The sequence below is a fragment of the Candidatus Neomarinimicrobiota bacterium genome (genome assembly GCA_021734025.1).
Taxonomy (GTDB): domain Bacteria; phylum Fidelibacterota; class JAANXI01; order JAANXI01; family JAANXI01; genus JAANXI01.
Window position 1 is genome coordinate 1 of the sequence record JAIPJS010000008.1, and the last position, 25,067, is coordinate 25,067.

The following is a 25,067-nucleotide window of genomic DNA, read 5'->3' on the forward strand; positions in this document are numbered from 1 at the left end:
ATTTTAGGGAAAGTGCTTCTGTTTTTCTTTGTGTCCTGGCGCCTTGGTAGCGTATCCTATGCTTTTAATTTCGATACCTTCCTGTGCTTCATTTTATTTATCTGCCACGAAGACACGAAGGCGCAAAGTATTTTAGGGAGAATATTCACGTTTTTCTTAGTGTCCTGGTGCCTTGGTGGCGTATCCTATGCTTTTAATTTCGATACCTTCCTGTACTTCATTTTATTTATCTGCCACGAAGACACGAAGGCGCAAAGTAGTTCAGGGAGAATATTCACGTTTTTCTTAGTGTCTTGGTGCCTTGGTGGCGTATCCATTTTATTCGGTTTTTTCTGAAGGCATTCAACCGGAATAATCTTTCATCATGGCTTCCAGTTTATTGAACCTGTTCTCCCACAATTGCCGGAACGGCTCAATAAAGTCGGCTATTTCTTTCATTTTGTCGGGATTCAGCTGATAGTGGATTTCCCTGCCGTCCTGCTCCTGCTCAAGCAAGTCGCACTCGGTAAGTATTTGCAGGTGCTTTGAGACAGTCGGGCGTGCGGTGTCAAAATGGGCGGCTATTGCGCCGGCTGTCATCGTCTGGGATACGAGCAGAACCAGAATTGCTCGTCGGGTCGGGTCTGCAATAGCCTGAAATGGGTCTCTTCTGCGTTTCATCGTTTTTCTGTTTCTGTAGCCATTTGACTACTAATATATATGTAGATATTTAGCTACGCAAGTTCATTTATATTTTCTGCAAAATCCTATTCATAGAAACGTTCGCAGAAGATTACAGCATTACCACCTAAATACATGGAAGTATGCCAATTTCCTGGTAACTCCATACTCGTCAACCGCATAACACATTCGCACCTGTCGGTTCAGTGTAAATCTGCGGAGCCCAAAACAAGAGTAAGAGCAATATGGAGACAATTACAAACCCTGAATTGCGGTAGTCTTCGACAACTCTCCGGAACAGGTGCGGAAAAAACTGATGTCTTTGCGCCAGCTAGTTTTTGAGACGGTGGGAAAGACAGAAGGCGTTGAAACTGTGGAGGTGACGCTCAAATGGGGTGAACCGGGCTACATCGCGGAAAACGGCAGCACCGTCCGGATGGACCGGAAAGAGCGTAGCCCGAAGCACTACGCCATGTATTTCCACTGTACAACCACATTGGTTGATACGTTCCGGGAGCTGTACCGGGATACATTCACCTTCGAAGGCAACCGGGCGATTATCTTCCACGAAGATGAGGAGATCCCGGCCGACCAGTTAAAGCATTGTATTGCCCTAATGCTTATTTATCACGACAGGAAGTATCTCCCCAATGCTGAACTCCTGAGGAGATTGCTGAGCAGAAAATCCCTTATACTCCGAACTCACCAACTACAATTATTAACTATATTGCTCATTCGCTGTCCGTGGATACCAACCCGTGTCCACCCACGGGTTCTATCTCAATTTGGTCTTCGAAATCTTCGATTAACGGTCGTCCTCTGCTCATCGCCTCCTGAACTGAGGGAAGCTGAAGGGAAGCCTTATGGCTCTCCTTGCTCTCCCAGACTTCGGTAACCCAGATCCCCTGCTCGTTATCTGCATCTTTGGAGACGATATAGCTCAGGCAGCCGGGCATGTTGGATGCCCCTTCAATCAGGATTGCGATCAGGGCATCTCGCTTGCCGGCTTTGGCCGTTATTTTCCCTATCAATCCGTACATATCGTTGGATCCCTTTTCTGGCATGTTCGACAAAACCCATGCGGGAACAAAAGCCAATCCTAATATTCCCGCACCGGTCATGGAAATAAACTCGTTTCGTGAAATTTTACCTGGAATCATAATCACAGGTCCTCGGTTTGAGCATGGAAGAAAACGTCACATCAGCTCTTCCGCCATCTCCCGGATTTTCCCCATGGTGCGCCAGTTCCGGCTGGTGGTGGAAACGCCAAGTAATTTCTCTGCCTTATTTGCGAGCTTCGAGCGACCGATACCCTCCGGGGCGTAAAGATAAAATTTCTGTCCTTTCAATTCATATTCTTCAGACTCCTTCTTTACCTCACGAAGCCCATCCATATCCGGGTTTTCCGGTTCCGCCTCCAGGAAGGTGAGATGCAGCCGCCGGTCATCGGATTCCGCATCCGGGAACGGATTGGCCTCCATGGCCCGGATGAATTTCTTCTTTTCCAGGATGAATACGTTCGGCTTGAAATCATAGTTTTCAGCGATTGCGGCGCTGATTTGCTCCGAGAGCTCTGAGGTATCGACTTTCTTACTCCGAAACACCACGTTCCCGCTTTGGATGTAGCTGTTCACGTCTTCGAGGCCGAGATCCTCCAAAAGCGAACGGAGATCCGCCATCTTGATACGGTGTCTGCCGCCGACGTTAATTCCGCGGAATAGTGCGATATAAGTGGGCATTTTATTTTCCTTTCAGGGCTATTAATCTATTCATTTGCGAACTTGAAGATTCTGTGAATTTGCCCGTTTTTTCTTGATATCCCATAGGGATCCCTTCCGGGAAAAAACGGGCATGATAGCAATATTGAAGAAACCTGTTTATCCTTGAAATATATTTCCTTTCGGTAAAATTCACATTGGGTTATGCAGCCTCAAAAAAAGCTGAGTTAATTCTCACTTTTGTCTTGATACAAAAGTGAGGGAAAAATCAAGGCTGTATGATTTATTTCGACCGCTATACAGCTCGCTCCGAAAAATTCCCGGAACTTGCTTCGCGTCAGACAGCCGGAAATTTTTATCTCCACTCGCTGAAGCGGTGCCCAAAATAAATCATAAGGCCTAAAGAAGTCGTTGCTCAATCCAAATACAAAAGGACGCTTGGGTGGGCCTGTTCCGCTTTGGCGTTGACACTAAGATTTGGACTCTATGGTATATAACGTATCCTCCCATCTTAATCCTTCCGGCTGGATCGCATCGCTTTAATATGATCGAGGCCTTCGTCATTCGCAAATTCGGCGTATTCTGCCGATTCCATCGGATAGATGGCGACCGTGCCGTCTGCGTCGTGATGCGTGCCCCAACCGTAGCGTTTTCCCAGCGAGGAAGATCGCAGGCATGCGCGTCCGTTTGAGAAGAATTTTTCCCGGGCGTTCGGTCTTTGCTCCTCCGGAATGTCGTTTTTCTCAGCATGAACGACGAAGATAACGTCGTCCGAGGTGAATCTATACGGATGCTCCGAGATCAGCTCGTACTGGATACGGACGGCAGACTTTTTCTTCCGCAACGGCGGGATTTCAGATTCTTCAACGGGACAATCTTCCGCCACCTCAATGAATGTATTGTAGTAGTTGGTTGTGTGCATGGTTGGCTCCGTCTGTCAGTTATCCGGTTCCTAAAGTTGGCATTGAATTGGAAAAAATTCCAGATGATAACAGACCCTTTCCTCAAAGAGATCCCCCTGGGACAGGGTCGTTAATCCCTGAAAGAGGTACAACCGGATCTATCTTTCGCTTTCACGATGTAGAGATGTTGCGTGCAAAATCTCTACATGAAACAGGTCAGTTTCGCAGTCCTTCCACCAACGCCTTCAAATTCCCCAGCACCTCCTCCCATCCCTGCGTGGAATGGTCGTAGGCTTCCTTGTCTTTGAACCCTTGTTGTGTGACAGACAGGATCGTTTTTCCATTTTCCTTCTCCAGTCGATAGGTAATCTCCGCGTAGTTTTCCGGTTGGTCTTCCAACCCGGACATGGAGCTCAGATAACTGAATTTGAGTAGACGCTCTCGTTTCTTTTCGATGATGGTACCCTTGTCCACGTATTTCTCACCTTCCCAGGTGCCGGTGAAGGTGATGGGACTGCCCTCCTCCCAGTCGGATTCGGCTTCGGTGCCGTAAAAGTACTGCTGAATCAATTCCTTATCAGTTAATGCACGCCAGACGTCCGCCCTGGGCGCATCGATGGTTTTGGAAACCGTCAGTGTCAGTTCGTGATCCATATTTATTGTCTCCCGTTTTTTTCGTATGATTTGTTCGAAAAACTATTCAAACGGTCAGACCAAATATTGTAAAAACGCGACACGTATGGTACAGCCAAAACAGGAAGAGCCCCGCGGTATTCTGAACGAGGCAAAGGGATTAGAGCATTTCCGGTTGTATCGGTATTTGCCGTCCCCGGAGTTATCGCCCTTCGTGGAGAACTACTGGAGCGTCCAGTGGGATCTCCGGGGGAATGAGCCATTCACGCAGGATGTTCTGTCGCATCCGTCGATTGATCTGGTCTTCGAACGCGGGAACACGTGGATCTGGGGCGTGGTCACCGGCAAGTTTACCCGGGTGATCGAGGGGAAAGGCAAGGTGTTAGGCGTCAAATTTTGTCCCGGCGGATTCTATCCCTTCTATGGAAAGCCGGTGGCTTCGTTCACCGATGACGTCCTGCCGTTCCGCGAGGCGTTCGACGAAGATCTCGCATCTCTGGAATCGAGTATTCTCAGCATCGGAGAAACCGCGCAAATGGCGGAAGCGGGCGAGTCGTTTTTGATGCGGCACTTCCCGGAGGGGGATCCGAAAGCGATAGCGGCCGGACGAATTGTTGCACAGATTCAGGAGGATACTTCCATCCTGAGAGTGGAGGATCTGGCGGAGAAGGTTAATCGGAGCACCCGTACACTGCAGCGTCAATTTCGTCGGTACATCGGCGTCAGTCCCAAGTGGGTGATCCAGCGCTACCGTCTGCACGAAGCCGCCGAGAAGATGGCAAACGGACGCGCTGATCACTGGCCAGCGCTGGCGGTGGATCTAGGCTATTTCGACCAGGCGCATTTTATCCGGGATTTTAAGACGATTGTGGGGCAAACGCCGGCGGAGTATGCGAAAACGCTGTAATTCGGACGACAAAGTAGTTCAATTAAAATTTTTAGCGGAGTTACCCAATCATCTCAGTGAGTCCGAAAAACCGTTTTTATTGTAAACTCAATGTTTGATCCCGACCGGTCGAGAGAGTGCTGAGTTTTTTCCGTAGGGATCCTGTTAGGACAAGTCCTTTTGGGTACTTTTTATGTCCAGGTATTAATGTCCAAGTGTTCCATACAAGCCCATGCAAGCGGGGCTAACAAAAGTACCTTTCAAAAAATTCGTTTCACTAATTTTTCAATTTGAAGTAGATAGCCTTAGGAGTACCAATGATATTTCCGCAACCTCTGTGTCCCTTTTGTCTTGATACAAAAGGGACGAAAAAATCAAGGAAACTCAGAACTCGCACACCTCAACCGGACGATGGTCTTTCATAATACCAAATATTTGACAATTATAACTAAGGTAATTTTAATTCGAGTGCTCAGACACTGAGTTTCCGTTTAAAAACCCAAAATAAAGAGCACAGCCTTGACCTTTTATCCACTTTTGCGTCAAGGCAAAAGTGGAAAGGGGAGGAGAAGAAGATTTATGAATCTCATCGTGAGGTTTATATATTTAACCATATTCATCGTTAATCCTTCCGCCCGGACAACAACATCAACGGAGACAAGTCGATATGAAATTCCTCAAAGGTTCATTCGTGCCCTTTTTGGTTATTATTTTTGCTTTTGGCCACCAATCCATACAGGCACAGTTCTCTCTGGCAGAATTCCCCGACTGGGAAAACCCTACGGTCATCGGAATCAATAAGGAGCCGGCGCATGCGGAATTTGTCCCGCATCCGGATATCGAGTCGGCGCTGGCGGATGTTGGCCCGGAGTATAACTCGGTCTATCATCAGTCATTGGATGGCCAGTGGAAATTTCACTGGGCGGAGAATCCCGCAAAGCGTCCGGTCGATTTTTACAGAGAAGATTTTGACGTCAGCGCCTGGGCCGAGATCACCGTCCCCGGTACATGGCAGCTGCAGGGCTACGATTATCCTATCTATGCGAACAGCCGGTATCCGGTGGAGTCGCTCATGGATGGACTCAAGCCGCCGCGAGCTCCGCGCGAGTACAATCCCGTGGGATCGTACCGACAAACGTTCACTGTTCCCAGCGATTGGGAGGGGCGTCAGACTCTGATCCACTTCGAGGGCGTCAAGAGCGCTTTTTACATCTGGGTGAACGGGCAAAAGGTCGGCTATAGCGAGGGGAGCATGACCGCCGCGGAATTCGATTTGACCCCGTATCTGAAGGATGGCGAAAACTCACTGGCGGTGGAGGTGTATCGCTGGTCGGACGGTTCCTGGCTGGAGGATCAGGACATGTGGCGATTCAGCGGTATCTATCGGAGCGTCTACCTGTTCTCCAAACCGTATCTGCACCTGCAGGACTTTTTTGTCCGTGGCGGCCTTGATGACGAGTATCGGGACGGGACGCTCCAAATCACCGCCGACGTTCGGAACAATACTGATGATAGCATGCGACCGGCAACCGTGGAAGTATACCTCTACGATCCGGATGGCAACCAGGTTGGCGACGGCCCGGTAGCCACATCTCGAACCCAGCACGGAATGGCGTCCGGAGTGCTTACACAAGCGATTCTGGAAACGACCATTGAGAATCCGAAAAAATGGACAGCCGAAACGCCGAATCTCTATACGGTGATCCTGGTGTTGAAGGACAGCGACGGAAAAATCAAAGAGGTGGCGCGTACCAACACCGGTTTCCGGGAGATCGAGATCCGGGATAAGATGTTTTTGGTGAACGGTGAGGAAGTGAAACTCAAGGGCACCAATGTCCACGATCACGATCCGGTCTCCGGGAGAACCGTCAGGTATGAGATGATGGTGAAGGACGTCAAGCTAATGAAACGCCACAACCTGAACGCGGTGCGGATGGCTCACTATCCCCATGATCGGCGGTATTATGATTTATTCGATAAATATGGGTTGTACGTGATTGATGAAGCCAATGTGGAATCCCACGGGATTTCGTTTCGCCGGAATGTCCTCCCTGGAAGCGATCCTCTCTGGGAAGATGCCGTATTGGATCGCGCCCGGAGTATGGTGGAGGCCAATAAAAACCATCCTTCTGTTGTGATTTGGTCGATGGGGAATGAGGCGGGGAACGGCGAAAATATCGCACAGATGGCCTCCTGGGTTCGGACGGCCGATCCGTCCCGTCCGATTCACTACCAGCACATGAACTATATCGCCGATATGAATAGTTACATGTATCCTCCGGTTGACGGCACTCAACGGATAATCAACGATCCGGAGATCCCGCGCCCCATCATTCTTTGCGAATACGTGCATTCCATGGGTAATTCCACGGGGAATCTGGACGAGTACATGGAGCTAATGGCGAACAACACCAATTTTATCGGCGCCTTCATCTGGGATTGGGTGGATCAGGGACTCCGGAAGGAGAGTGAAGATGGGACTTGGTTCTGGGCGTACGGCGGCGATTACGGCGATGAACCCAACGACGGCAACTTCGGATTCAACGGCGTAATCTTCCCGGACAGAACTCCCCAGCCGGCGCTGCAAAAGGTGAAGTATTCCTACCAGTATGTGAATTTCGGCGCCAGTGATTTAAGAACCGGCCGGATCTGGATCGCCAATAATTACGACTTTCTCAATCTGAACCAATTTGAACTCCGGTGGTCGCTAAACGAGGACGGCAAATCCATCCAGTCCGGAACTATCGATACGTTGGACGTGGAACCCGGCGGGTTTATGGGATTGAAACTGCCCATCGAATCTCCGGAATATGAGCCGGGCCGGGAGTACTGGCTGAACGTCAGCCTGCACCTGAAAACGGGTAATAAGTGGGCTGATGTGGGATACAAGATGGCCTGGGAGCAGATGGAGATGCCGTACGCTGTTCCGGCAGCGCCAGCGATTACTCCGGACAACAGTTTGTCATTACAGGTGAACCAAACCGAAGATGTGGTGACCGTTTCCAATGACAATTTCGAAATAAAAATTTCCAATGATGACGGGGCACTTTCAAAGTATGAATACGGCGGCAATAGTCTGATAAGCGGGCGGCTCACACCAAATTTTTGGCGCGCCATGACCGACAACGACGAGGCCGGCTGGGAGGATGAACTCGATCCGTGGCGGAAAGCTGGCGCGAACAGGAGTGTCAACAGTGTGGAAGTGACTGAATCCGGTGACAACCGTGCTGAAGTCACTGTCGAGGGCACCATTCCGGTGGGCGAGACGACCTTCAAAACTGTTTATACGATATTGAGTAACGGCGCAGTACAGGTTGACCAAACAGTCACACCCCTCGGTGCAGATATTCCGTCGTACACTCCCAGAATTGGAATGAATCTTCGCATTGATAAAAGCTATGAAACCATGACCTGGTACGGTCGCGGTCCGTATGAGAACTACTGGGATCGCAAAATCGGGATCACCGTTGGGGAATACTCCGGCGCCATCGACTCCCTGTGGGTGAATTACCCGTATCCCCAGGAGAACGGGAACCGGGATGACGTCCGCTGGGCGGCGTTTGCCAAGGATGATGGCACAGGATTTCTCGCTGTCGCCGCAGACCGGATCAACGTCAGCGTCTGGCCGTACACCGTGGAAGATCTGCAGGAGGCGAAGCACATCAACGAACTGCCGCGCCGGGAATTTTATACCGTCAACCTGGATTATAAGCAGCAGGGTGTCGGCGGTACCAACTCCTGGTCTGAACGTGCCAGGGCATTATCGGAATATCGGCTGCCGACGAGCGAGAGTTACAATTACACGTTCTACCTGCAGCCGTATTCCAAAGAGATGGGCGAGCTGCGGGACGTGGCGAATTATCGGTTTCCGGAGGAATGATTGTGATCCGGGAAATAAAATAAGGAATCAATTAAAACCTAACCCGGGAGGATAAATTCCCCCCTCCCTACTCTTTTCAATTAACCCTGCCAGGGGTCAGCGACCCTGGCAGGGTTAATTAGTTATCTTAAGTGCAATTCAGGATATCTTCTTCAAATACTCCGCCAGCCTGTTCAGCGTCTGCTTTCCACCTTCGATGGCACCATTTTCTTCAACATTTTTGTCCCTGGCCTCTTTCGTTGGGAAAAGCGTCCGAAAGGTGAGCCGGGTTTTACCGCCCAGATCCTCAAATATCACCATTCCGTGGAAAAGCGGTCCTTGTTCAACTTCTTCGCCGTGTTCATACGACAGCCATTTCGGCTTCACGATTTCTGTGTATTTGATGTAGTTCTTGTAATCCGTGCCATCCGGGCCGTGCATGACGAAGTCCCAGACGCCTCCTTCCCTGAAATCCATGGAATGAGTGGTCGTGGTGAAGCCGTCCGGCCCCCACCATTGGCCGATCTTATCCGGTGACGTCCAGGCGTCGAATACCTGCTCCCTCGGCGCATCGAACTCACGGGTGAGAACGATCTCCCGTTCACTGGTATCCTGATTATTGCTGGTAGTTGTATTTGAATTCATAGTATTCCTTCGGTTTGTTGAGTTTAAAAAGAGCCAGTTTTCACGTCTCCATTTCGTTTGTAGGACGCGATTATGACCCCACTCGGCGAGACTTTTGAGTCCTTCAGTTCGAAGGCTGCTGGGATGGTTCCATCGCGAAATAACCGCTTCCCCTTGCCGAGGGTCACCGGGTATATCTTTAGCCACAGTTCGTCGGCTAAGTCATTTGTAAATAACGTCTGGATGAGATTGCTGCTTCCGTGGACCTGCAGTGTGGGGCCATCTTGTTGCTTTAACTTCTCAATCTCAGCAACCACATCATCCTGTATTTGAATTGTTCCCTCCCAATCCGTATTGAGGGAATCATCGTTTGAGACCACATATTTTTTTGCTTCCTCAAAAGGGTTATCATTCTGGTGGGGCCAGTACGAGGCAAAGATGTCGTATGTCTTTCTGCCCAGCAACAGATCGAAGGGCGGCGTCATCTGTTTACCCATTTCATCTCCCAGGACATCGTCAAAATAGGGCACCGTCCACCCCTCAAGATCAAAGTCGCCGGAGGGATCTTCGCCCTTGCTCCCGGGCGCCTGCATGACGCCGTCAAGGGATAGGAATGTTAATACTATTATTTTCCTCATATTGTAGTCCTTTATGTCGAATGCTTTTGTGATTTATTGAATCTCCGCAAGGCGTTCTTCCAAGCGATCCAGCGAGCTGTTCATGCCTTCAACCACGCCCATTTCCACAACGGATTCGCGGGTCTCAGGCGAGTCGAACAGTGTGGTCTCAATCATCCTGGTTTGACCGTTCTCCGCGATAAATTCCACGGTGATGCGCATTTCCGGCATCTCGTTATTCACCGCACCGTCGCTATCCGTAAAGTAGTCTTTATACACAAGCTTGTCCGGAGTATCGATTTCCTGGTAGATGGCCTTGCCCCAGGATTCATCCCCTTCATTTGGCCCGCGCAGACAGTATAACCATTCGCCGCCTACCCGGAAATCCATGGTACATTCGTCCATGGGCCACTCCTTCGGTCCCCACCAGCGACTCAGATGCTCGCAACTAGACCACATCTGAAACAAAAGGTCTTTCGGCGCATCGAACACTCTGCTTAAAACCAGTTCCCGGCCTTTTGTCTCCACCTGTAATTTATCGTTACTCATCTTTATTCTCCTTTGCTTGTATGCGTTCAAGGTAATCGTCCAGCCGATTGAAACTCCCCTCGAAGAAGCGCCGGTACTGCTCCATCCACTCGTCGATATCCCGGAGCGGTTCCGGATGCAGCCGGCACGGACGATACTGTGCCTCCCGGCTGCGTTCGATCAAGTTTGCCTTCTCCAGCACTTTGAGATGTTTGGTGACCGCCGGCATGGTCATGTCGAACGGTTCGGCTAACTCTGAGACCGTCTTCTCGCCTGTAGTCAAATTTGCCAATATGGCCCGGCGAGTTGGATCTGCAAGTGCTCCGAAGGTGGCGCTGAGGGTATCCTGTGGCATCGATTATCCTTATTTTACCATCTGTTTAATTAACTTGCTGGTAAAATAGATGATGACAACCTGTCTGTCAAGGCGAATTTTCAAAATTAAGTTGCTACATTGAAATCTCTGTTTACCAAGTGTAAGGACGCGGTTTATCGCGTACGGGAAGATGATACGAAATGTCAACTTACATTTTCCAAAGCGAACCCTTGCCGACTATTGCCTATAGCGGTGCCGGTGATTAGAAGAAAATGACCGTCACCGACGCGGGGAGCGGTCGGTGACGGAAGGACTTTCCGGTATTTTTCAGTGGAGTTGTATACTGCGATTAATGGGAGTATACTCCAGCTGCACCAGTCCGCCGCTGAGAGGTCTGACCTTTCGCAATCTGAAATTTTTGTAGGAATCAGATTCCCCGAACAGCCGGATTCCGCCGCCCAGCAGCACCGGGGCGACGAACAAGATCATCTCGTCGAGCAAGCCTTCTTCTATGAACTGCTGAGCCACGATGCCGCCGCCTTCGACCCAAATGTGTTTATCGGTGATGCTTTTCGCCTTCTCCAGGACGACTCCGATCGGCTCATCGGTGAATGTTACCTTCTCTCGGACATCTTTATCCGGCGGACGATGCGTCAACACGAATTTCGGCAGGGGATGCACGTCGCCGTAGCCGTGGGAGATCTCCCAGTCGTAGGTGCTCCGCCCCATGATGATGGCGCCGACACTCCGGAAGAACAACTCCCAGGCATACGGATTGTCCTCCTTTTCTGAGTCAAAATCTGGCAGACCGGTCTCGTCGTCATTAAACTGATCCAACCACGACAGATCCGCCTCCGGCCCGGCGATATAGCCGTCCAGACTCATGGCAATGTACAGGATGGTTTTACTCATGGATTTCCTTATCTAAATTGATAAACCAGATTTCTCCTCCGGGAGGAGTCCCTTCGGGGAGACTCCCTCGTTAAATCGAGGTCGTTCGAAGTGACATTGTTGGAAGGTTATATAAACATGCCAGAGTGTTTCTCAACTCAAAGGATTTTTTTGGCGCAATCTATCTTTTTCTGTTCACCTTAAAAAAGTCCGTGTTCGTTTGGCGAATCCTCGATCTTTTCTTGTGACGCTTCCCAGAGTTCGATGATCTTGCCGTCTTCAAACCGGAAGATATGGATTACTGCCCAGATTGAATCGGCGGCAAGTTGCACTTTTCCATGAACTGTCACCAGATCCTTGTCTTCCAGCGCTCGCAAAGCCTCATAGGATTTATCCGGGAATTCCTCAGCATTTTCCTCCATACCTACCAGCAGGGATTCCCTATCACCTTTGAAGTACACATTGTGGTGAATGAACTCCGGGTGGACGTGCTCTTCGTACGCTGGTCGGACATCACCCCTGGAGACCCGTTTCAAAAAGTCGATGGCGATTTCTTTATTTGTCATAGCATTTCCTTTGCTATTTTTCCGCATACGCCTTTTCCAGATTAGCAATTTCAATCTTCTTCATCTGAAGCATCGCTTCGGTGACCCGTTTCCCCTTTTCCCGGTCTCCGTCCCGGAGCAAACTATACAGCTGCTTCGGCACGATCTGCCACGAGACGCCATATTTGTCCTTCAGCCAGCCACACTGTTGCTCCTGTCCTTCTGCCGTGAATTGTTCCCAAAGATGATCCACCTCGTCCTGGGAGTCGCACTGCACGAGCAACGAAATCGCCTCGTTAAAGGTGAAGTCGTGCTCCATGGCACTGTCCATCGCCGCAAAGAGCTGGTCTTCCAGCCTGAAATCCGCGTACATCACGGTTCCTTTTTCCTGAAACTCGTTATTCTCTTCGTAGTGCGCAATGTTGACTACCTCCGAATTGTCCAAAACCGAGGTGTAAAACCGGATAGCTTCCTCGGCTTTGCCGCACTGGTCGTTGACGAACATCAAGGAAGGCATGATTTTCTGCTCGAATCCGCTCCGGGACTTCATTATTTGCCACGTCACGCCGAATTTATCTGCCGTCCAGCCATACCGGTCGCTGAACGGATAGGAATCCAGCGGCATCAAGGCTTTACCGCCCTTGTTCAGATTTTCCCAGAGCGCATCCACTTCTTCTGCAGTATCACAGTTTACGATAAACGATATCGACGGGTTAAACGTAAAATGCGGACCGCCGTTCAGTCCAACCATTTTATAACCCTCGATCTCGAACTCGACGGTCATCACTGTTCCGGCCTCTTGGCCGTGAACATCCTGTCCCGCTTCTACATAATGGGTGATGTTTCCGATAGCAGAATTTTCGAAGATGGATGTATAGAATTCCGCAGCCTCTTCGGCCTGATCGTCGAACCAAAGGTGCGGAATGATCTTTTGCTTTGATGTATTCATGAGTGCTCCTTTTTTCTTGGTAGATAGGCCAAGTTGAAAATAAGTCAACCGGGGAAAGAAATATCTCATACTGTAACGTTACAGTCAATATGATAATTCTTGTCATCTTTCGTTGAAGTGTTTTTTACTTGCTACACTTTTGAATCAAGTCCCTTACACAGAGCACTGGGACACTAAACGTGGAAGTACACTGTATTAGGTATAGTATAGTGGAACTCTGATGGATGAATTACCTAAAGAGTTAAAAATGCCGCCTCCTACGACACCAGTATACCGGAGTTTTTTCTACGGATCACGGGGCTTACGCCGATCGAGTACCGGGAGAAGTATAACCGGGAGGCGGTGGCGGTGTGATGATAGTTTAATTTGTTGAAAACATGATCAAGTCCACCACATAGTATAAAACAAAGGAAGATGAATAGCCCCGGGCTTTAGACCGGGGTCAAACGTAAAATTCAAATACAGACCAATCTCCCCTCTAGGCAATACGAATTTTCAATTTCTTATTACCCGTTTTTTCTTGATATCCCAAAGGGATCCCTTCCGGGGAAAAACGGGTAGAAAAAATCAAGCCTCGTAGAGATCCCTGGTGGGAAAAACTTCGAACTCACACTCTTACATTTTAACATGGTCTTTCATAATCCATAGATGAAAATTTAGTATGATTATTGCTCTATATAAGGGTGCTCAGACACGAAGTTTTCCACAAAACAGAATAACTTCTGGAGTCGTTTTATATAATCATTGACCATTTAGGTGCCATTTTGATAAGCGGAAGCCTGCTTTAGCCATTTCCAGAGCGTTCACAGAGCGTTACTTTCCATGCCGCATAGGACCATAAGATGTTCTTTTTCGTCTCCTATGTTCTCCAATGCAAATTCCAAATAGCGCCCTTTATTTCCAGTGATGCGTCACCTCCACCGTCTCGCGCACCAAAAATCTTGCAAATTCCCCGGCAGACTCCTCAACCTGCTCCCTGATATCCAAGGAAGGCTTGTCAAAAAATTCAGTCTCAATGGTCACTTTTGTCTTCTGCACCGAACGCTTCCAGATGCCAACGACTTGCCCGCCCACCACAATAACCGGACGGAAAATGCCGTTATTCGAAATTGCCTTCTTTTCGATGTTCTCCGAGATAGCCACGTTGCGACTCTTGTAACTGATGAGGAACTCATCGTACGCCGGAATGAGAAACGCCGATTTCTCTGCATCGGCAGTATTCACCGATGATTCGGAGAACCAATATTCCCGGGATTCGACCGCTTCGGACTGAAAATCCGGTTTAATCATTTCCAGTGCTTTTCGGGAATCGGTGAGTGTGAGTCCCGACCACCAGACAAAGTCATCAAGCGTGGCCGGGCCGTGACTCCGGAAATAGGTGCGGGCCAGTTTTGCCAGTGACTCTTCCCGGCTCAGCTTCGGTACGTCCGGGACACGCTCATCCATCAAAGCGTAGGTATAATCCCTACCTTTTGTCGCCCCGCTGCAGATGACGCCGTCCAGTTCTGCCTGCAACAGCAGATGTGAAGCCATGTTGTCCTTGTTTTCGAATCCCGCGTCCTCAAGTGCGGTCACCAGTTCTTTTCGCGAAAGATGGTTACCGTCGGTGAGTGCTTCCTCGATAGCACGGTTACTTCGTGCCACGACTTCTTTGGTAATACCCAGCTGTTTGTGGCGTGATCTGGTGGCAGTCTGAATCCGCGGTGCAGTTAAATCCAATATCCATCGGATGTCGTTGGCGGCAACAATATGCCACGTCGGTCTCAAAAGGTGTGTCCGGATGATATCTCCATCCTTTATCGCGTCCTCGATTGTCTCAAGATTCGAGCCAGGTAACCGGACTCCCAGGGCCCACTTCACCATGCGGTAATCCTGTGCCTGCACCGCGCCCATCCACCCAACCAGATCTTTGGGAGATGAGAATTGCGGATTAGCTATCTGCTGAGTCTGCAGTCTGATTCGTGCTATATCTGACGAGTTCACTGTGTTTCCCGTTGTTTAGTAAATTATCAGGAGTAAGAAGAAGCCATATTAACGAATTTTCGTATAAATTTCCTGTAATGGGTTCAATCGAATTATTCAGGGAAAATCAGTCTTCAACTTCTTACATTGCTTTCCGCTAGTAGACAACTGCAAATACAAAAAGTGAGAATAAACTATGAAATTCGGCAGCGTCGATAATCCCGGTGGCAGAGATCTGAGTCTCCCGGGGGACCATCCGGATACTGCCAAGGTGCTGTCAAATTCTAGGAGCTCCGGCAAGCCGAAGATTTACGTCGGTTGCGCCAAGTGGAACCGCCAGGATCTGAAGAATTTTTACCCGCGCGGTACCAAAGATGAACTCACCTATTACGCCACGCAGTTCAATTCCGTTGAGATGAACGCCACGTATCACCGGAGTTATCCGCCGGATCAGTACATCGAATGGCGGGAGAAAGTCCACGATAATTTTAAGTTTTTCCCAAAAGTAGACGGGTATATCAGTCACATGAAATGGCTGAACGAGATTGAGAATAGAACTGACGATTTTCTTTCGGGGGTGACTCATCTGGGAGAAAATCTTGGCACCATTTTTCTACAGTTATCGGTCCGGTTTGCACCGAAATTCATGGATCGGGTTATCCGCTTTATCGAACGCTGGCCAGCCGATCTCCCGCTGGCTATCGAATTACGGCATCCGGACTGGTATATCGACACCTCCGTTGCAGCGGAATTATATCAATTATTAGAGGAAAACGACGTTGCGAATGTCATCACCGATACTGCGGGTGAGCGTGAGCTGCTGCACATGCGGTTGACGAACGGCGAGGTGTTTATCCGCTACGTTGGCGCTAACCATCCCAGCGATTACTCCCGCCTGGATGATTGGGTCGTTCGTCTGAAATCCTGGGCTGAGCAAGGCATTGAACAGATCGACTTTTTCGTGCACCAGAATGAGGAAATCGAATCCCCGAAATTGGCGGCATACTTTATCAGGAAACTGAACAAGGCGATGGGGAACTCCCTGCCTGTTCCCCGTTATCTCAGTTAATACGAGTTTGGAGGTATCTTATGTGTGGTCGTGTATCACTGACGAAAGCGATTGAGCCTGTGGAACAACGCTTCAATGTAAAGTATACGGGTGACCGGGAGTGGCCGATCTACTATAACGGTGCGCCTTCTCAGTATTATCCCGTCATTACCAACGAAAACCCGGAACAGATACAGCTCTTCCGATGGGGATTAATTCCGTCGTGGTCGAAGCAACCGGAAACCAAGTATTCCATGATCAACGCGAAAGCGGAAACCCTGGAGGAAAAACGTTCCTATAAAGGGCCATTTCAAAAACGGCGTTGTCTCGTGATTGTGGATGGATTTTACGAGTGGAAAAAAACCGGGAATTCGAAACAACCGTATCGGATCAGATTGGAAAACGAGTCACTCTTCGCTTTCGCAGGACTGTATGAAATCTGGAAAAATGACGAACAGGTGCTCCCGTCCTTTACCATCATCACAACCGAGCCGAACTCCGTAATGGAAAATATCCACAACCGGATGCCGGTTATTTTGCCCAAAGAGGTGGAGCTCCAGTGGCTCGATAACTCCCTGGAAACCGATGAACTGAAGCCTTTACTCCGGCCGTATCCCAAAGATGATTTGACCGCCTATCCCGTATCAAAAATCGTGAATAATCCGAAAAATAATCAGCCGGATGTCATTCGCCCAATAGACGATAGCACAAAGAACGATCCTAATGATACCGGAGAAGATGGCCAGGCCGAACTATTCTGATTCAACATGCAAAATTTTAGGAATTTTCGTAACAAAGACTGAGTAAACTTCTCCGGGCATTGGAACATGACTCCTTTTCTCCTCTTTGAATTATTTTGATTTCCTCGTATACTTTAGCCTCGTCTTTTTATAAAACAGTCAAAGTGTCCGAAAGAAGGAGGAAGTTATGGCAGGTCAGAACGCCGATCTCCAGGGTGACGTCGTTTATCCACCGGAACAGATCGTTGAAAATGCCAATGCCAAAGACTGGCAGCAGATGCAGCAGCGCGCGGCTGATGATCTGGAAGGTTTTTGGGAGGAAGAAGCCGAGAAATATCACTGGTTTGATAAGTGGGACCAAGTGCTTGACGACAGCAATCCCCCGTTTTATAAATGGTTCACCGGTGGAAAAACCAACCTTGCCTACAACTGTCTGGACGTGCATGTCAAAAATTCCAACCGGAACAAACTGGCGCTGATCTGGGAAGGTGAAAACGGCGAACAGCGGACCTTTTCCTATTATGCGTTATATCGTGAAACGTGCAAGTTCGCAAACATCCTGAAGGCGCTGGGCGTGGAAAAAGGCGATCGGGTGACCCTGTACATGGGGCCGGTACCTGAAACCGTTATGGCGATGCTCGCCTGTGCCCGGATCGGCGCGATCCATTCGGTCGTGTTTGCCGGTTTTTCCAAGGAAGCACTTCGAGAACGGGTTGAAGACAGCCAATCCAAACTGGTCATCACCCAGGATGCCGGCTACCGTAACGGTTCGGAAGTGCCGCTGAAGCAGACCGTCGACAAAGCCATCCGCCACGTGGGATTTGTGGAAAACGTCCTAGTTGTGAAACGCACCGGCACGGAGGTCCACATGGAGCAGGGCCGGGATCACTGGTATCACGAACTGGCAGAGATGCCCATTGCCAGTCGCGCCTGTGAGGCCGAAGAAATGGACGCCGAAGATATGCTGTATCTGCTCTATACCTCCGGCACGACCGGCAAGCCGAAGGCGATTGTCCATACGACCGGCGGGTATATGGTTGGCATTGCGACGACACTCCGGTATGTGTTTGATCTCAAACCGTCAGATCGATTCTGGTGCGCGGCGGATCCGGGCTGGGTAACCGGCCATAGTTATATCGTGTACGGCCCACTACTCCTGGGTGCCACGAACTTTATGTACGAGGGGGCGCCGACGTATCCGTACCCGAATCGCTGGTGGAAGATGATCGAGTACTACGGACTGAATATTCTCTATACGGCGCCCACGGCCGTCCGGGGGTTAATGCGCTTTGGACGCGCCTGGCCGGATCGACACGACCTGTCCAGCCTGCGACTGTTAGGCTCCGTGGGTGAACCGATTAATCCGGAGGCCTGGAAGTGGTACCACGATGTCATTGGATACGGAGAATGCCCGATCATGGATACCTGGTGGCAGACAGAGACCGGCGGGTTCATGATTACGCCGGTGCCATCTATGCCATTGAAACCGGGGTCCGCCACTAAGCCGTTCTTTGGTGTGGAGGCGGATGTCGTCAATGATGATGGGGAATCGGTCGATTCGGATGAAGAAGGGTATCTCGTCATCAAAAAGCCGTGGCCCAGCATGCTCCGGACGCTCTACAAAGATGAAGAGCGCTTCAAGGAGACGTACTGGTCGAAATTCGAAGATCAGGGGTGGTACCTGGCCGGCGATTCTGCCAAGAAAGACGAAGATGGCTATTTCTGGGTCATCGGCCGGATCGATGATGTCCTGAACGTCGCCGGACACCGTCTGGGCACTGCCGAAGTGGAAAGCGCGCTTGTCAGCCATGATGCCGTGGCCGAAGCAGCCGTGATTGGCGTCCCGGACGACGTGAAAGGTAACGCCATCCATGCCTATGTTATCCTGACGGTCGGCTACGAAGGCAGCGAGGATCTGATGGATGAGCTGGTTGAGCACGTAGCTGAAGAACTTGGCCCGATTGCCAAACCGGCGAACGTCGAGGCCGTGGATTCTCTGCCGAAGACGCGTTCCGGCAAGATTATGCGGCGGGTTCTGCGTGCCAAGGCCATGGGTGAGGAGGTCGGCGACTTGTCGACTATGGCGGATTAATGTGTTTCCACATAATAGTATGATTTCCAGTGAAGCCATCCGCGATTGCGGGATGGCTTCATATCAATTTTTATATCTTTACCCGTTTTTTCTTGATAAAAAACGGGTAGAAAAAATCAAGAAAACTTCGAACTCGCACACGTAATTCGCTGTGGGTCTTTTATAATTATCTCTTATAAACTGTTTAGTCGACGAGTATTTTATTCGGGTGCTCAAACACGAAATTTTCTTTAAAACTTGGAATGTGTCTTTAACTTCGAAGACTTATTTACTTTTGCGAAATTTTTGGAGTCGCACATTTTTCCGGAAGGGATCCCTTTGGGATATCAAGAAAAAACGGGCAATAGACAAAAAATTAATTGTCAATTGGTAGTAAATCGTAGTACATGAGAATTTCACAGAAATATCCGTTTATTTCAGTATCCCTGACTGGTAAATTACCGGACTATGGAACGGCTGACCAAATGGATAGCCAATAGGTTTATCAAAGATGCCGATAACGTAACCGATGGCACAGTCCGGGAACACTACGGACTGCTGGAGGGCTGGGTCAGCATCGTCCTGAATTTTTTCCTGTTTGTTTTTAAGCTTATTATCGGGCTGACGGTGAACTCCCTGGCGCTCATTGCCGACGCCATCCATTCACTCTCGGATACCGCGACATCCATCGTGGTCATCGTGGGATTCAAAATCTCCAACAAGCCGCCGGATCGTGAGCATCCGTACGGACATGGGCGAGCAGAATATATCGCGACACTTATCATTTCAATTCTGCTGGTCGTCACGGGGATCGAGTTTATCCAGACGGGGATTAAGCGCATCGCTGAACCCGTGACTATCCAGATTGGTATTCCGCTGCTGGCGGCAGTGGTATTTACCATCGTTATCAAAGAGATGATGGGCCAGTTCTCGAAACATCTGGGAGATGCCATCGATTCCGATACGTTAGCTGCGGATTCCTGGCACCACCGAACGGATGCGATCTCATCCGCTTTGGTACTGGTGGCACTTATCGCCGGGATGTTCGGACTTCCCTCGCTGGATGGAGTAGCCAGTTTGGGCGTGGCGGGCGTACTCATTTACACGGGGTACGACATTGCCAGAAACGCCATTGATTCCCTCTTGGGCAAACCGCCGAAACCGGAATTAGTCCGGAAAATCCGGAGGATGGCCAAAGAAGTGGAATACGTATTGGATGCCCATGATATTGTGGTGCACAATTACGGGCAGGGTAAGTTTATTAATCTGCATATCGAGGTGGATGAATCTATCAATCCCATGCTGATGCATGACACGGCGGAGGCGGTGGAAAACTGCCTGGGTGAAGCCCTGAATGCTTACGCACTGGTACACCTGGATCCGATTGCACCGGAATCCGAATACGTCCAGCGTGTACGCAATACCATGAACGATATTCAGGAACGAGAACCGGATTTGAAAGGATTTCACGAGGTCAGAGTTGTGGATCACGAAAACCGGCATGTGGCTATTATGGATGTAATGCTGTCGCCGGAGCTGTCCACCACGGAATCGCAACAATACATACAGCATCTGAAATCCCTGCTCAAGGATAGATTGCCTGATATTGAGTTCCGGATTCAGGTGACCCCATTGCACCGGTTCAAATAGTCTATTACAGCAAGCACGAAGGGACATATTATGGCAAAATACCGGATAGCATGGTTGCCAGGCGATGGCGTTGGGAGTGAAGTGATGGAAGCGGCCCGGATGGTGCTGGATGCCCTCCCGTTCGATGCTGAGTACTTGCCGGGTGATATCGGCTGGGAATTCTGGAAATCCGAAGGCGACCCGCTCCCGGAACGTACCCTGAATGTGCTCAGGGAAACTGATGCCTGTCTGTTCGGTGCGATTACCTCTAAACCGGCCGGTGAGGCGAATGAAGAACTGGATCCGGTGCTTCAGGGAAAGGGTTACGAATATTTTAGTCCGATTGTCCGGCTGCGCCAGGAGTTCAATCTCCACACCAATCTGAGGCCGTGTAAGGCGTATCCGAATAACCCGCTGAACTACAGAGATGGTATCGATCTGGTCATCTTCCGGGAAAACACCGAAGGCATGTACGGAGGCGTGGAATTCCATCCCCTCCCGGACGAAGTATTTGAAGCGCTCTCCGTGCATCCCAAGATGAAAAAATTCGAGAAATTCGGCCTCGAAAACATCGCGCTCTCTACCCGTATTATGACGCGCCAGGGCTGCGAAAATATTGTCCATCAGGCGTTCGAATACGCGAAAAAGTTCAACCGGAAATCTGTGACTGTCGTGGATAAGCCGAACGTACTCCGTGAAACCGGCGGACTGATGTTGCGCACCGCACGCCAGGTTGCACAGGATTATCCTGATATTCCATTATATGAAACCAACATCGACGCCCAGTGTATGTGGCTGCTGAAAAATCCGCACGATTACGACGTCCTGGTGGCGGAGAACATGTTCGGAGATATTCTGTCCGACCTTTCGGCGCAACTCGTGGGCGGGCTTGGCTTTGCCTGCGCCGGCAATATCGGCGACGAGTATGCCGTCTTTGAGCCGACCCACGGATCGGCGCCGAAATACGCAGGGCAGTATCGCGTCAATCCCATCGCGATGATCCTGAGCACCAAAATGATGCTGGAGTGGCTAGGAGAGTCTGAAGATGCCCGGCGGATTGAATCGGCGGTGACTGAAGTTATCTCGAATGGAAAAATCCGTCCCAGAGATATGGGGGGCGATGCGACGACATTAGAGGTGGCAAAAGCAATTGCAGAAAAAGTCTGAACCATTTTAAGAAGGATTACAGCATGCGTAAAAATCGCCAGCTCGTGACATCTTTGGGGAAATATGTCTGCACGATATTCATTTGTATTAGTATCGCATCTGCCCAGGACGGGACGGCCCTATCAGAGCAGGAACTGGACTCCCTGATTACCTCAATGCAAGACGCCTATGCGGCGGTGGATGACTATACCTGCGTTTTCTACAAACAGGAGCGGATTGATGGTGAAATGCGCCCTATGGAGACGATCCGGATGAAATTCCGGAAGCCGTTTGAACTGTACATGAAGTGGATCGAAGATCCGTATGAGGGACGGGAGCTGCTGTATAAACGGGGATGGAATAATGGGGAGGTGCGGGTGAAACAGCATTCGTTTCCATATCTCACCGTCAACGTTGATCCGACCGGTACCCTGGCGATGCGGGGCAACCGGCATCCGGTAACCGAGGCAGGTATCGGGCATACGGTGCAGATAGTTGCCGACGATTATGAGCGATCCATTGCCCATCCGGAGGAAAAGGTCCTGTATCTTGATCGTGGTGATTCGACCATGTACGGAGAACAAGTCCGGTGCATAGAAGCCGTAACGCCGAAGAATGAGTCTTCAAATTATTATGCCCATCGGGCACTGGTGTACATCAGCTACCGGACTCACCTTCCGCTCCGTGTGAAGATCTGGAATACCGGCGATATTCTTGTGGAGGATTACGGATATGCGGATTTTAAAATAAATTCCGGGCTGACAAATCGGGATTTCGAACCAAGTAATCCGGATTACAATTTTTAACAAACGTCCCTCATTCCGCCGAAAAAAATAGTAACCACTTATCTTTCTTGTGGAATTTTTTGCCGAAAGACACTCTTAGGGATTGAAACTAAATGATGATAAATTCAGTCATCATTAGTAAAGAATGTTAAGGAGTTCCTGATGTCGCACATCGGATTGAGTTCAATATCGAGATGGTTGAGTCTGATCAGCTGCCTACTTATCGCAGGAAATACTTTTTCCCAGTCACCTGGTGTGCCGTATCCGTATGTGGAATGGGAGGGAGAGATACAATGGCTTACCGGTTATGATTGGGGTGGAGACGCTTTTCATGGCAGCTTAGATCTCGGGGATAATTTCTACTATGATACTGATATGAGTAACGCCTCCTATACGCCGGTCGAACTTCGATTCGCCGAGGATGAGACAACCTATTGCCAGGTTTATCGTCGTGAAACCGGATTCCGGGCAGCTGGGGTGGGCATTTTCCGGGGATCGGCCTGGGATATTTCTGACCCGGACAATCCGAGACGATTGAACCTCTGTTTCTTCGAGGACGAATTCACTAATGATTCAACGCAGGCCAATTACCTCTGGGATCCTGATACGACAGACAACGGCGGATATGAACAGCTTTTTATCATGGCTAGTGATTACGACGGAACAGGTGAAACGTATGGTGACGAGAATTACGCTCCCAGCAGCGATGCCATGTTTGTCTGGTGGCCACGACGTACGCCGGGACATTCGTTCTTTGAAGTGCCGGATTCTAAACTTCGGATTCATCTTGCCTGGTATGCTTTTAAACCGTTTTCGGTAACGCCGGCCGACGGACGGCTCAACCTTTCCTGGCAATACAAGGGAACTGGTGTAGATAGTGTCTACCTGTTTTATTCACAGACAGAAGAGGCAGACCAATTGTTAACATCATTGCCAATTGGTCAGACGTCATTTACCCATACAGGTCTTCAGAACGGAGCAAAATATTTCTATCAGTTACGGGCGTATGATGACCAGGGAGATCTGAAATATGTCAGTGAGGAAAAACTGGGCGTGCCACAGATAATCAGGCAAAATATGAGTCTGTTGGGCCAGTGGGATAACCGGAATGAGTACGGCGATATCTGGGGGTATACCGATCCTACTACAGGAAAAGAGTACGCTCTGTTGTGTGCCAGGGAGGCAGGACTAAGTATTATCGATATTTCAGGTTCCGAGCCAGTGGAAGTCGGATTTGAACCGTCAACGAATCGGGGGGTGGATTCCAAAGATGTGAAAGTGTATCAAGACTACGCGATACTGGTTAATGAGCGTATGCCAGCACAGGTCATCGATATTTCCGATCCTACTGATCCTGTCACGATCTCGACCATTCGGATAGAAAACACCAATGAGGGCGGAGCACATAATTGCTTCGTTGAGGGACAGTATCTGTATGTGGTAGGCGGACATGACGTCGGCGGGCTGGAGATCTATGACCTGGCCGATCCTTCCGCTCCAAGACTGGTGGGAAATTTCCACCCGTATTATTACCATGATGTATATGTTCGGAATGATACAGCGTATGCTGCTGCCATTCAGGGTGAAGGAGTCGATATAATCGATGTCTCCGACAAAGCGAATCCGAAACGGCTTGCGAAATTTAACTATGCCGGATCAGGAGCACACAATGTCTGGACCACAACCGACGGGAAGTATGCCTTTGTTGGCGACGAAGTCGGTTCGGCGGGTAATTGGACCCGGGTTTTCGATATCAGCAATTTAAATGACATCCAGCAGGTGAGCGACATAATCGTTGACTCCACCGCGGTCGTACACAATTGTTATATTCGTGGCGATCTGCTTTATGTCGCGCATTATACCGAAGGAGTTCGGATCTGGGATGTCTCTGATCCTACCCATCCGGAAGAGGTTGGATTTTACGATACATTTTACGAACAGAACGCGTTGTTCGGCGGCTGTTGGTCGGTATATCCCTATTTTAACTCTGGTAAAATTATCGTCTCTGATATGCAGTCAGGGTTATTCGTTCTGAATTATAATGCATCCGAAACCGGCACAGAAACTACCCAACCCGGAATCCCCCAAACGACTTCTTTCTTGCCGAATTACCCGAACCCGTTCAATCCGGTTACAACCCTGGAGTATGTTGTGGCCGAACCGGGGCCAGTCTTGGTGACTATTTATAATCTGGCAGGCTCCAGGATAACCACAATCGTTAATGAAAGACAGAAAGCGGGGCGATATACCGTTCGATGGAACGCCGCACAAGTTCCTTCTGGCGTGTATTTCGCTACGCTTCGTACCAAATCAAAAACGTTGTCCCGTAAATTGATTTTGATGAAGTAATTGCCTCGCGTGTAAGACTTTTTGGGATCTTATGCTCAGTATTGTCTTCCGGGATAACTTTCTGTAGTATGCGCATCAGGTCAGTGTCCGCCAACGAACAGCTGATGTTGGAGACCGGACAGATGGAGATATGCAGTTGCCTGGCCAGTCCGTAGCCCCCGATGAGCGTATAATGTATGGCCATGACCATATCAGTTCGATATAACGTA

Annotated in this window: 24 protein-coding genes and 1 pseudogene; 11 read left to right on the forward strand and 14 right to left on the reverse strand. The window is 49.6% G+C overall.

The window, feature by feature from the left end:
- Positions 1-336: hypothetical protein (locus K9N57_10035; GenBank protein ID MCF7804518.1), on the forward strand; the 336-nt coding region annotated here is incomplete at its 5' end.
- Between the two features lie 6 nt (positions 337-342).
- Here the strand turns inward: K9N57_10035 and K9N57_10040 are convergent.
- Entirely contained in the window at positions 343-660 is a 318-nt protein-coding gene (locus tag K9N57_10040; protein MCF7804519.1) for a metalloregulator ArsR/SmtB family transcription factor, read from the reverse strand.
- A gap of 316 nt (positions 661-976) precedes the next feature.
- On the opposite strand from K9N57_10040, the pseudogene K9N57_10045 reads away from it, so the two are divergent.
- Positions 977-1,306: pseudogene (locus K9N57_10045) on the forward strand (DUF1801 domain-containing protein).
- Positions 1,307-1,391: 85 nt separating this feature from the next.
- On the opposite strand, the gene K9N57_10050 reads toward K9N57_10045, so the two are convergent.
- The 4 genes from K9N57_10050 to K9N57_10065 all read right to left on the reverse strand — a co-directional run bounded on the left by K9N57_10050 (position 1,392) and on the right by K9N57_10065 (position 3,934).
- Complete coding sequence (locus K9N57_10050) at positions 1,392-1,700, reverse strand: antibiotic biosynthesis monooxygenase (GenBank protein MCF7804520.1); 309 nt, start codon at positions 1,698-1,700, stop codon at positions 1,392-1,394.
- A gap of 156 nt (positions 1,701-1,856) precedes the next feature.
- Entirely contained in the window at positions 1,857-2,399 is a 543-nt protein-coding gene (locus K9N57_10055; GenBank protein MCF7804521.1) for a DUF1697 domain-containing protein, read from the reverse strand.
- A gap of 490 nt (positions 2,400-2,889) precedes the next feature.
- A complete protein-coding gene (locus K9N57_10060) occupies positions 2,890-3,300 on the reverse strand; it encodes a DUF6157 family protein (GenBank protein MCF7804522.1) in 411 nt (136 codons plus the stop codon).
- A 196-nt stretch (positions 3,301-3,496) separates the two neighbouring features.
- Positions 3,497-3,934, reverse strand: coding sequence for an SRPBCC domain-containing protein (locus K9N57_10065; GenBank protein ID MCF7804523.1), 438 nt, complete (start codon positions 3,932-3,934; stop codon positions 3,497-3,499).
- Positions 3,935-4,019: 85 nt separating this feature from the next.
- Here K9N57_10065 and K9N57_10070 point away from each other — a divergent pair, with 85 nt between their 5' ends.
- Together K9N57_10070 and K9N57_10075 are read left to right on the forward strand one after the other, a co-directional pair.
- A complete protein-coding gene (locus K9N57_10070) occupies positions 4,020-4,820 on the forward strand; it encodes an AraC family transcriptional regulator (GenBank protein ID MCF7804524.1) in 801 nt (266 codons plus the stop codon).
- 646 nt (positions 4,821-5,466) lie between these two features.
- Positions 5,467-8,679: a DUF4981 domain-containing protein gene (locus K9N57_10075; GenBank protein MCF7804525.1), complete on the forward strand. Its 3,213-nt coding sequence runs from the start codon at positions 5,467-5,469 to the stop codon at positions 8,677-8,679.
- 138 nt (positions 8,680-8,817) lie between these two features.
- On the opposite strand, the gene K9N57_10080 is transcribed toward K9N57_10075, so the two are convergent.
- The 8 genes from K9N57_10080 to K9N57_10115 form a co-directional block, all read right to left on the reverse strand.
- On the reverse strand, positions 8,818-9,303 hold the full coding sequence (locus tag K9N57_10080; protein MCF7804526.1) for an SRPBCC family protein: 486 nt from the start codon (positions 9,301-9,303) through the stop codon (positions 8,818-8,820).
- 23 nt (positions 9,304-9,326) lie between these two features.
- Positions 9,327-9,920 carry a dihydrofolate reductase family protein gene (locus tag K9N57_10085; protein ID MCF7804527.1) on the reverse strand — a complete coding sequence of 198 codons (594 nt, stop codon included), beginning with the start codon at positions 9,918-9,920 and terminating at the stop codon, positions 9,327-9,329.
- Positions 9,921-9,953: 33 nt separating this feature from the next.
- Positions 9,954-10,448: an SRPBCC domain-containing protein gene (locus tag K9N57_10090; GenBank protein ID MCF7804528.1), complete on the reverse strand. Its 495-nt coding sequence runs from the start codon at positions 10,446-10,448 to the stop codon at positions 9,954-9,956.
- A complete protein-coding gene (locus K9N57_10095; GenBank protein MCF7804529.1) occupies positions 10,441-10,782 on the reverse strand; it encodes a metalloregulator ArsR/SmtB family transcription factor in 342 nt (113 codons plus the stop codon). The genes K9N57_10090 and K9N57_10095 overlap by 8 nt, the downstream gene beginning before the upstream one ends.
- A gap of 288 nt (positions 10,783-11,070) precedes the next feature.
- The gene (locus K9N57_10100) at positions 11,071-11,655 is read right to left on the reverse strand and encodes a dihydrofolate reductase family protein (protein MCF7804530.1); all 585 of its coding nucleotides are present in this window, start codon (positions 11,653-11,655) and stop codon (positions 11,071-11,073) included.
- A gap of 179 nt (positions 11,656-11,834) precedes the next feature.
- Entirely contained in the window at positions 11,835-12,200 is a 366-nt protein-coding gene (locus K9N57_10105; protein MCF7804531.1) for a nuclear transport factor 2 family protein, read from the reverse strand.
- Between the two features lie 13 nt (positions 12,201-12,213).
- Complete coding sequence (locus K9N57_10110; protein MCF7804532.1) at positions 12,214-13,128, reverse strand: VOC family protein; 915 nt, start codon at positions 13,126-13,128, stop codon at positions 12,214-12,216.
- An 894-nt stretch (positions 13,129-14,022) separates the two neighbouring features.
- Positions 14,023-15,111, reverse strand: coding sequence for a winged helix DNA-binding domain-containing protein (locus K9N57_10115; GenBank protein MCF7804533.1), 1,089 nt, complete (start codon positions 15,109-15,111; stop codon positions 14,023-14,025).
- Between the two features lie 175 nt (positions 15,112-15,286).
- On the opposite strand from K9N57_10115, the gene K9N57_10120 reads away from it, so the two are divergent.
- From K9N57_10120 to K9N57_10150, 7 genes are all read left to right on the forward strand, one after another.
- A complete protein-coding gene (locus tag K9N57_10120; GenBank protein MCF7804534.1) occupies positions 15,287-16,159 on the forward strand; it encodes a DUF72 domain-containing protein in 873 nt (290 codons plus the stop codon).
- Between the two features lie 20 nt (positions 16,160-16,179).
- Positions 16,180-16,899, forward strand: a complete 720-nt coding sequence (locus tag K9N57_10125; protein ID MCF7804535.1) for an SOS response-associated peptidase — start codon at positions 16,180-16,182, stop codon at positions 16,897-16,899.
- A 166-nt stretch (positions 16,900-17,065) separates the two neighbouring features.
- Positions 17,066-18,970, forward strand: a complete 1,905-nt coding sequence (gene acs, locus K9N57_10130) for an acetate--CoA ligase (GenBank protein MCF7804536.1) — start codon at positions 17,066-17,068, stop codon at positions 18,968-18,970.
- A 447-nt stretch (positions 18,971-19,417) separates the two neighbouring features.
- Positions 19,418-20,599, forward strand: a complete 1,182-nt coding sequence (locus K9N57_10135) for a cation diffusion facilitator family transporter (GenBank protein MCF7804537.1) — start codon at positions 19,418-19,420, stop codon at positions 20,597-20,599.
- Between the two features lie 30 nt (positions 20,600-20,629).
- Positions 20,630-21,745, forward strand: coding sequence for an isocitrate/isopropylmalate dehydrogenase family protein (locus K9N57_10140; protein MCF7804538.1), 1,116 nt, complete (start codon positions 20,630-20,632; stop codon positions 21,743-21,745).
- Between the two features lie 23 nt (positions 21,746-21,768).
- A complete protein-coding gene (locus K9N57_10145; protein MCF7804539.1) occupies positions 21,769-22,530 on the forward strand; it encodes a DUF1571 domain-containing protein in 762 nt (253 codons plus the stop codon).
- 141 nt (positions 22,531-22,671) lie between these two features.
- A complete protein-coding gene (locus tag K9N57_10150; protein MCF7804540.1) occupies positions 22,672-24,858 on the forward strand; it encodes a choice-of-anchor B family protein in 2,187 nt (728 codons plus the stop codon).
- On the opposite strand, the gene K9N57_10155 is transcribed toward K9N57_10150, so the two are convergent.
- The gene (locus K9N57_10155; GenBank protein MCF7804541.1) at positions 24,803-25,042 is read right to left on the reverse strand and encodes a hypothetical protein; all 240 of its coding nucleotides are present in this window, start codon (positions 25,040-25,042) and stop codon (positions 24,803-24,805) included. The two genes, K9N57_10150 and K9N57_10155, sit on opposite strands and share 56 nt — an antisense overlap.
- Positions 25,043-25,067 lie beyond the last annotated feature (25 nt).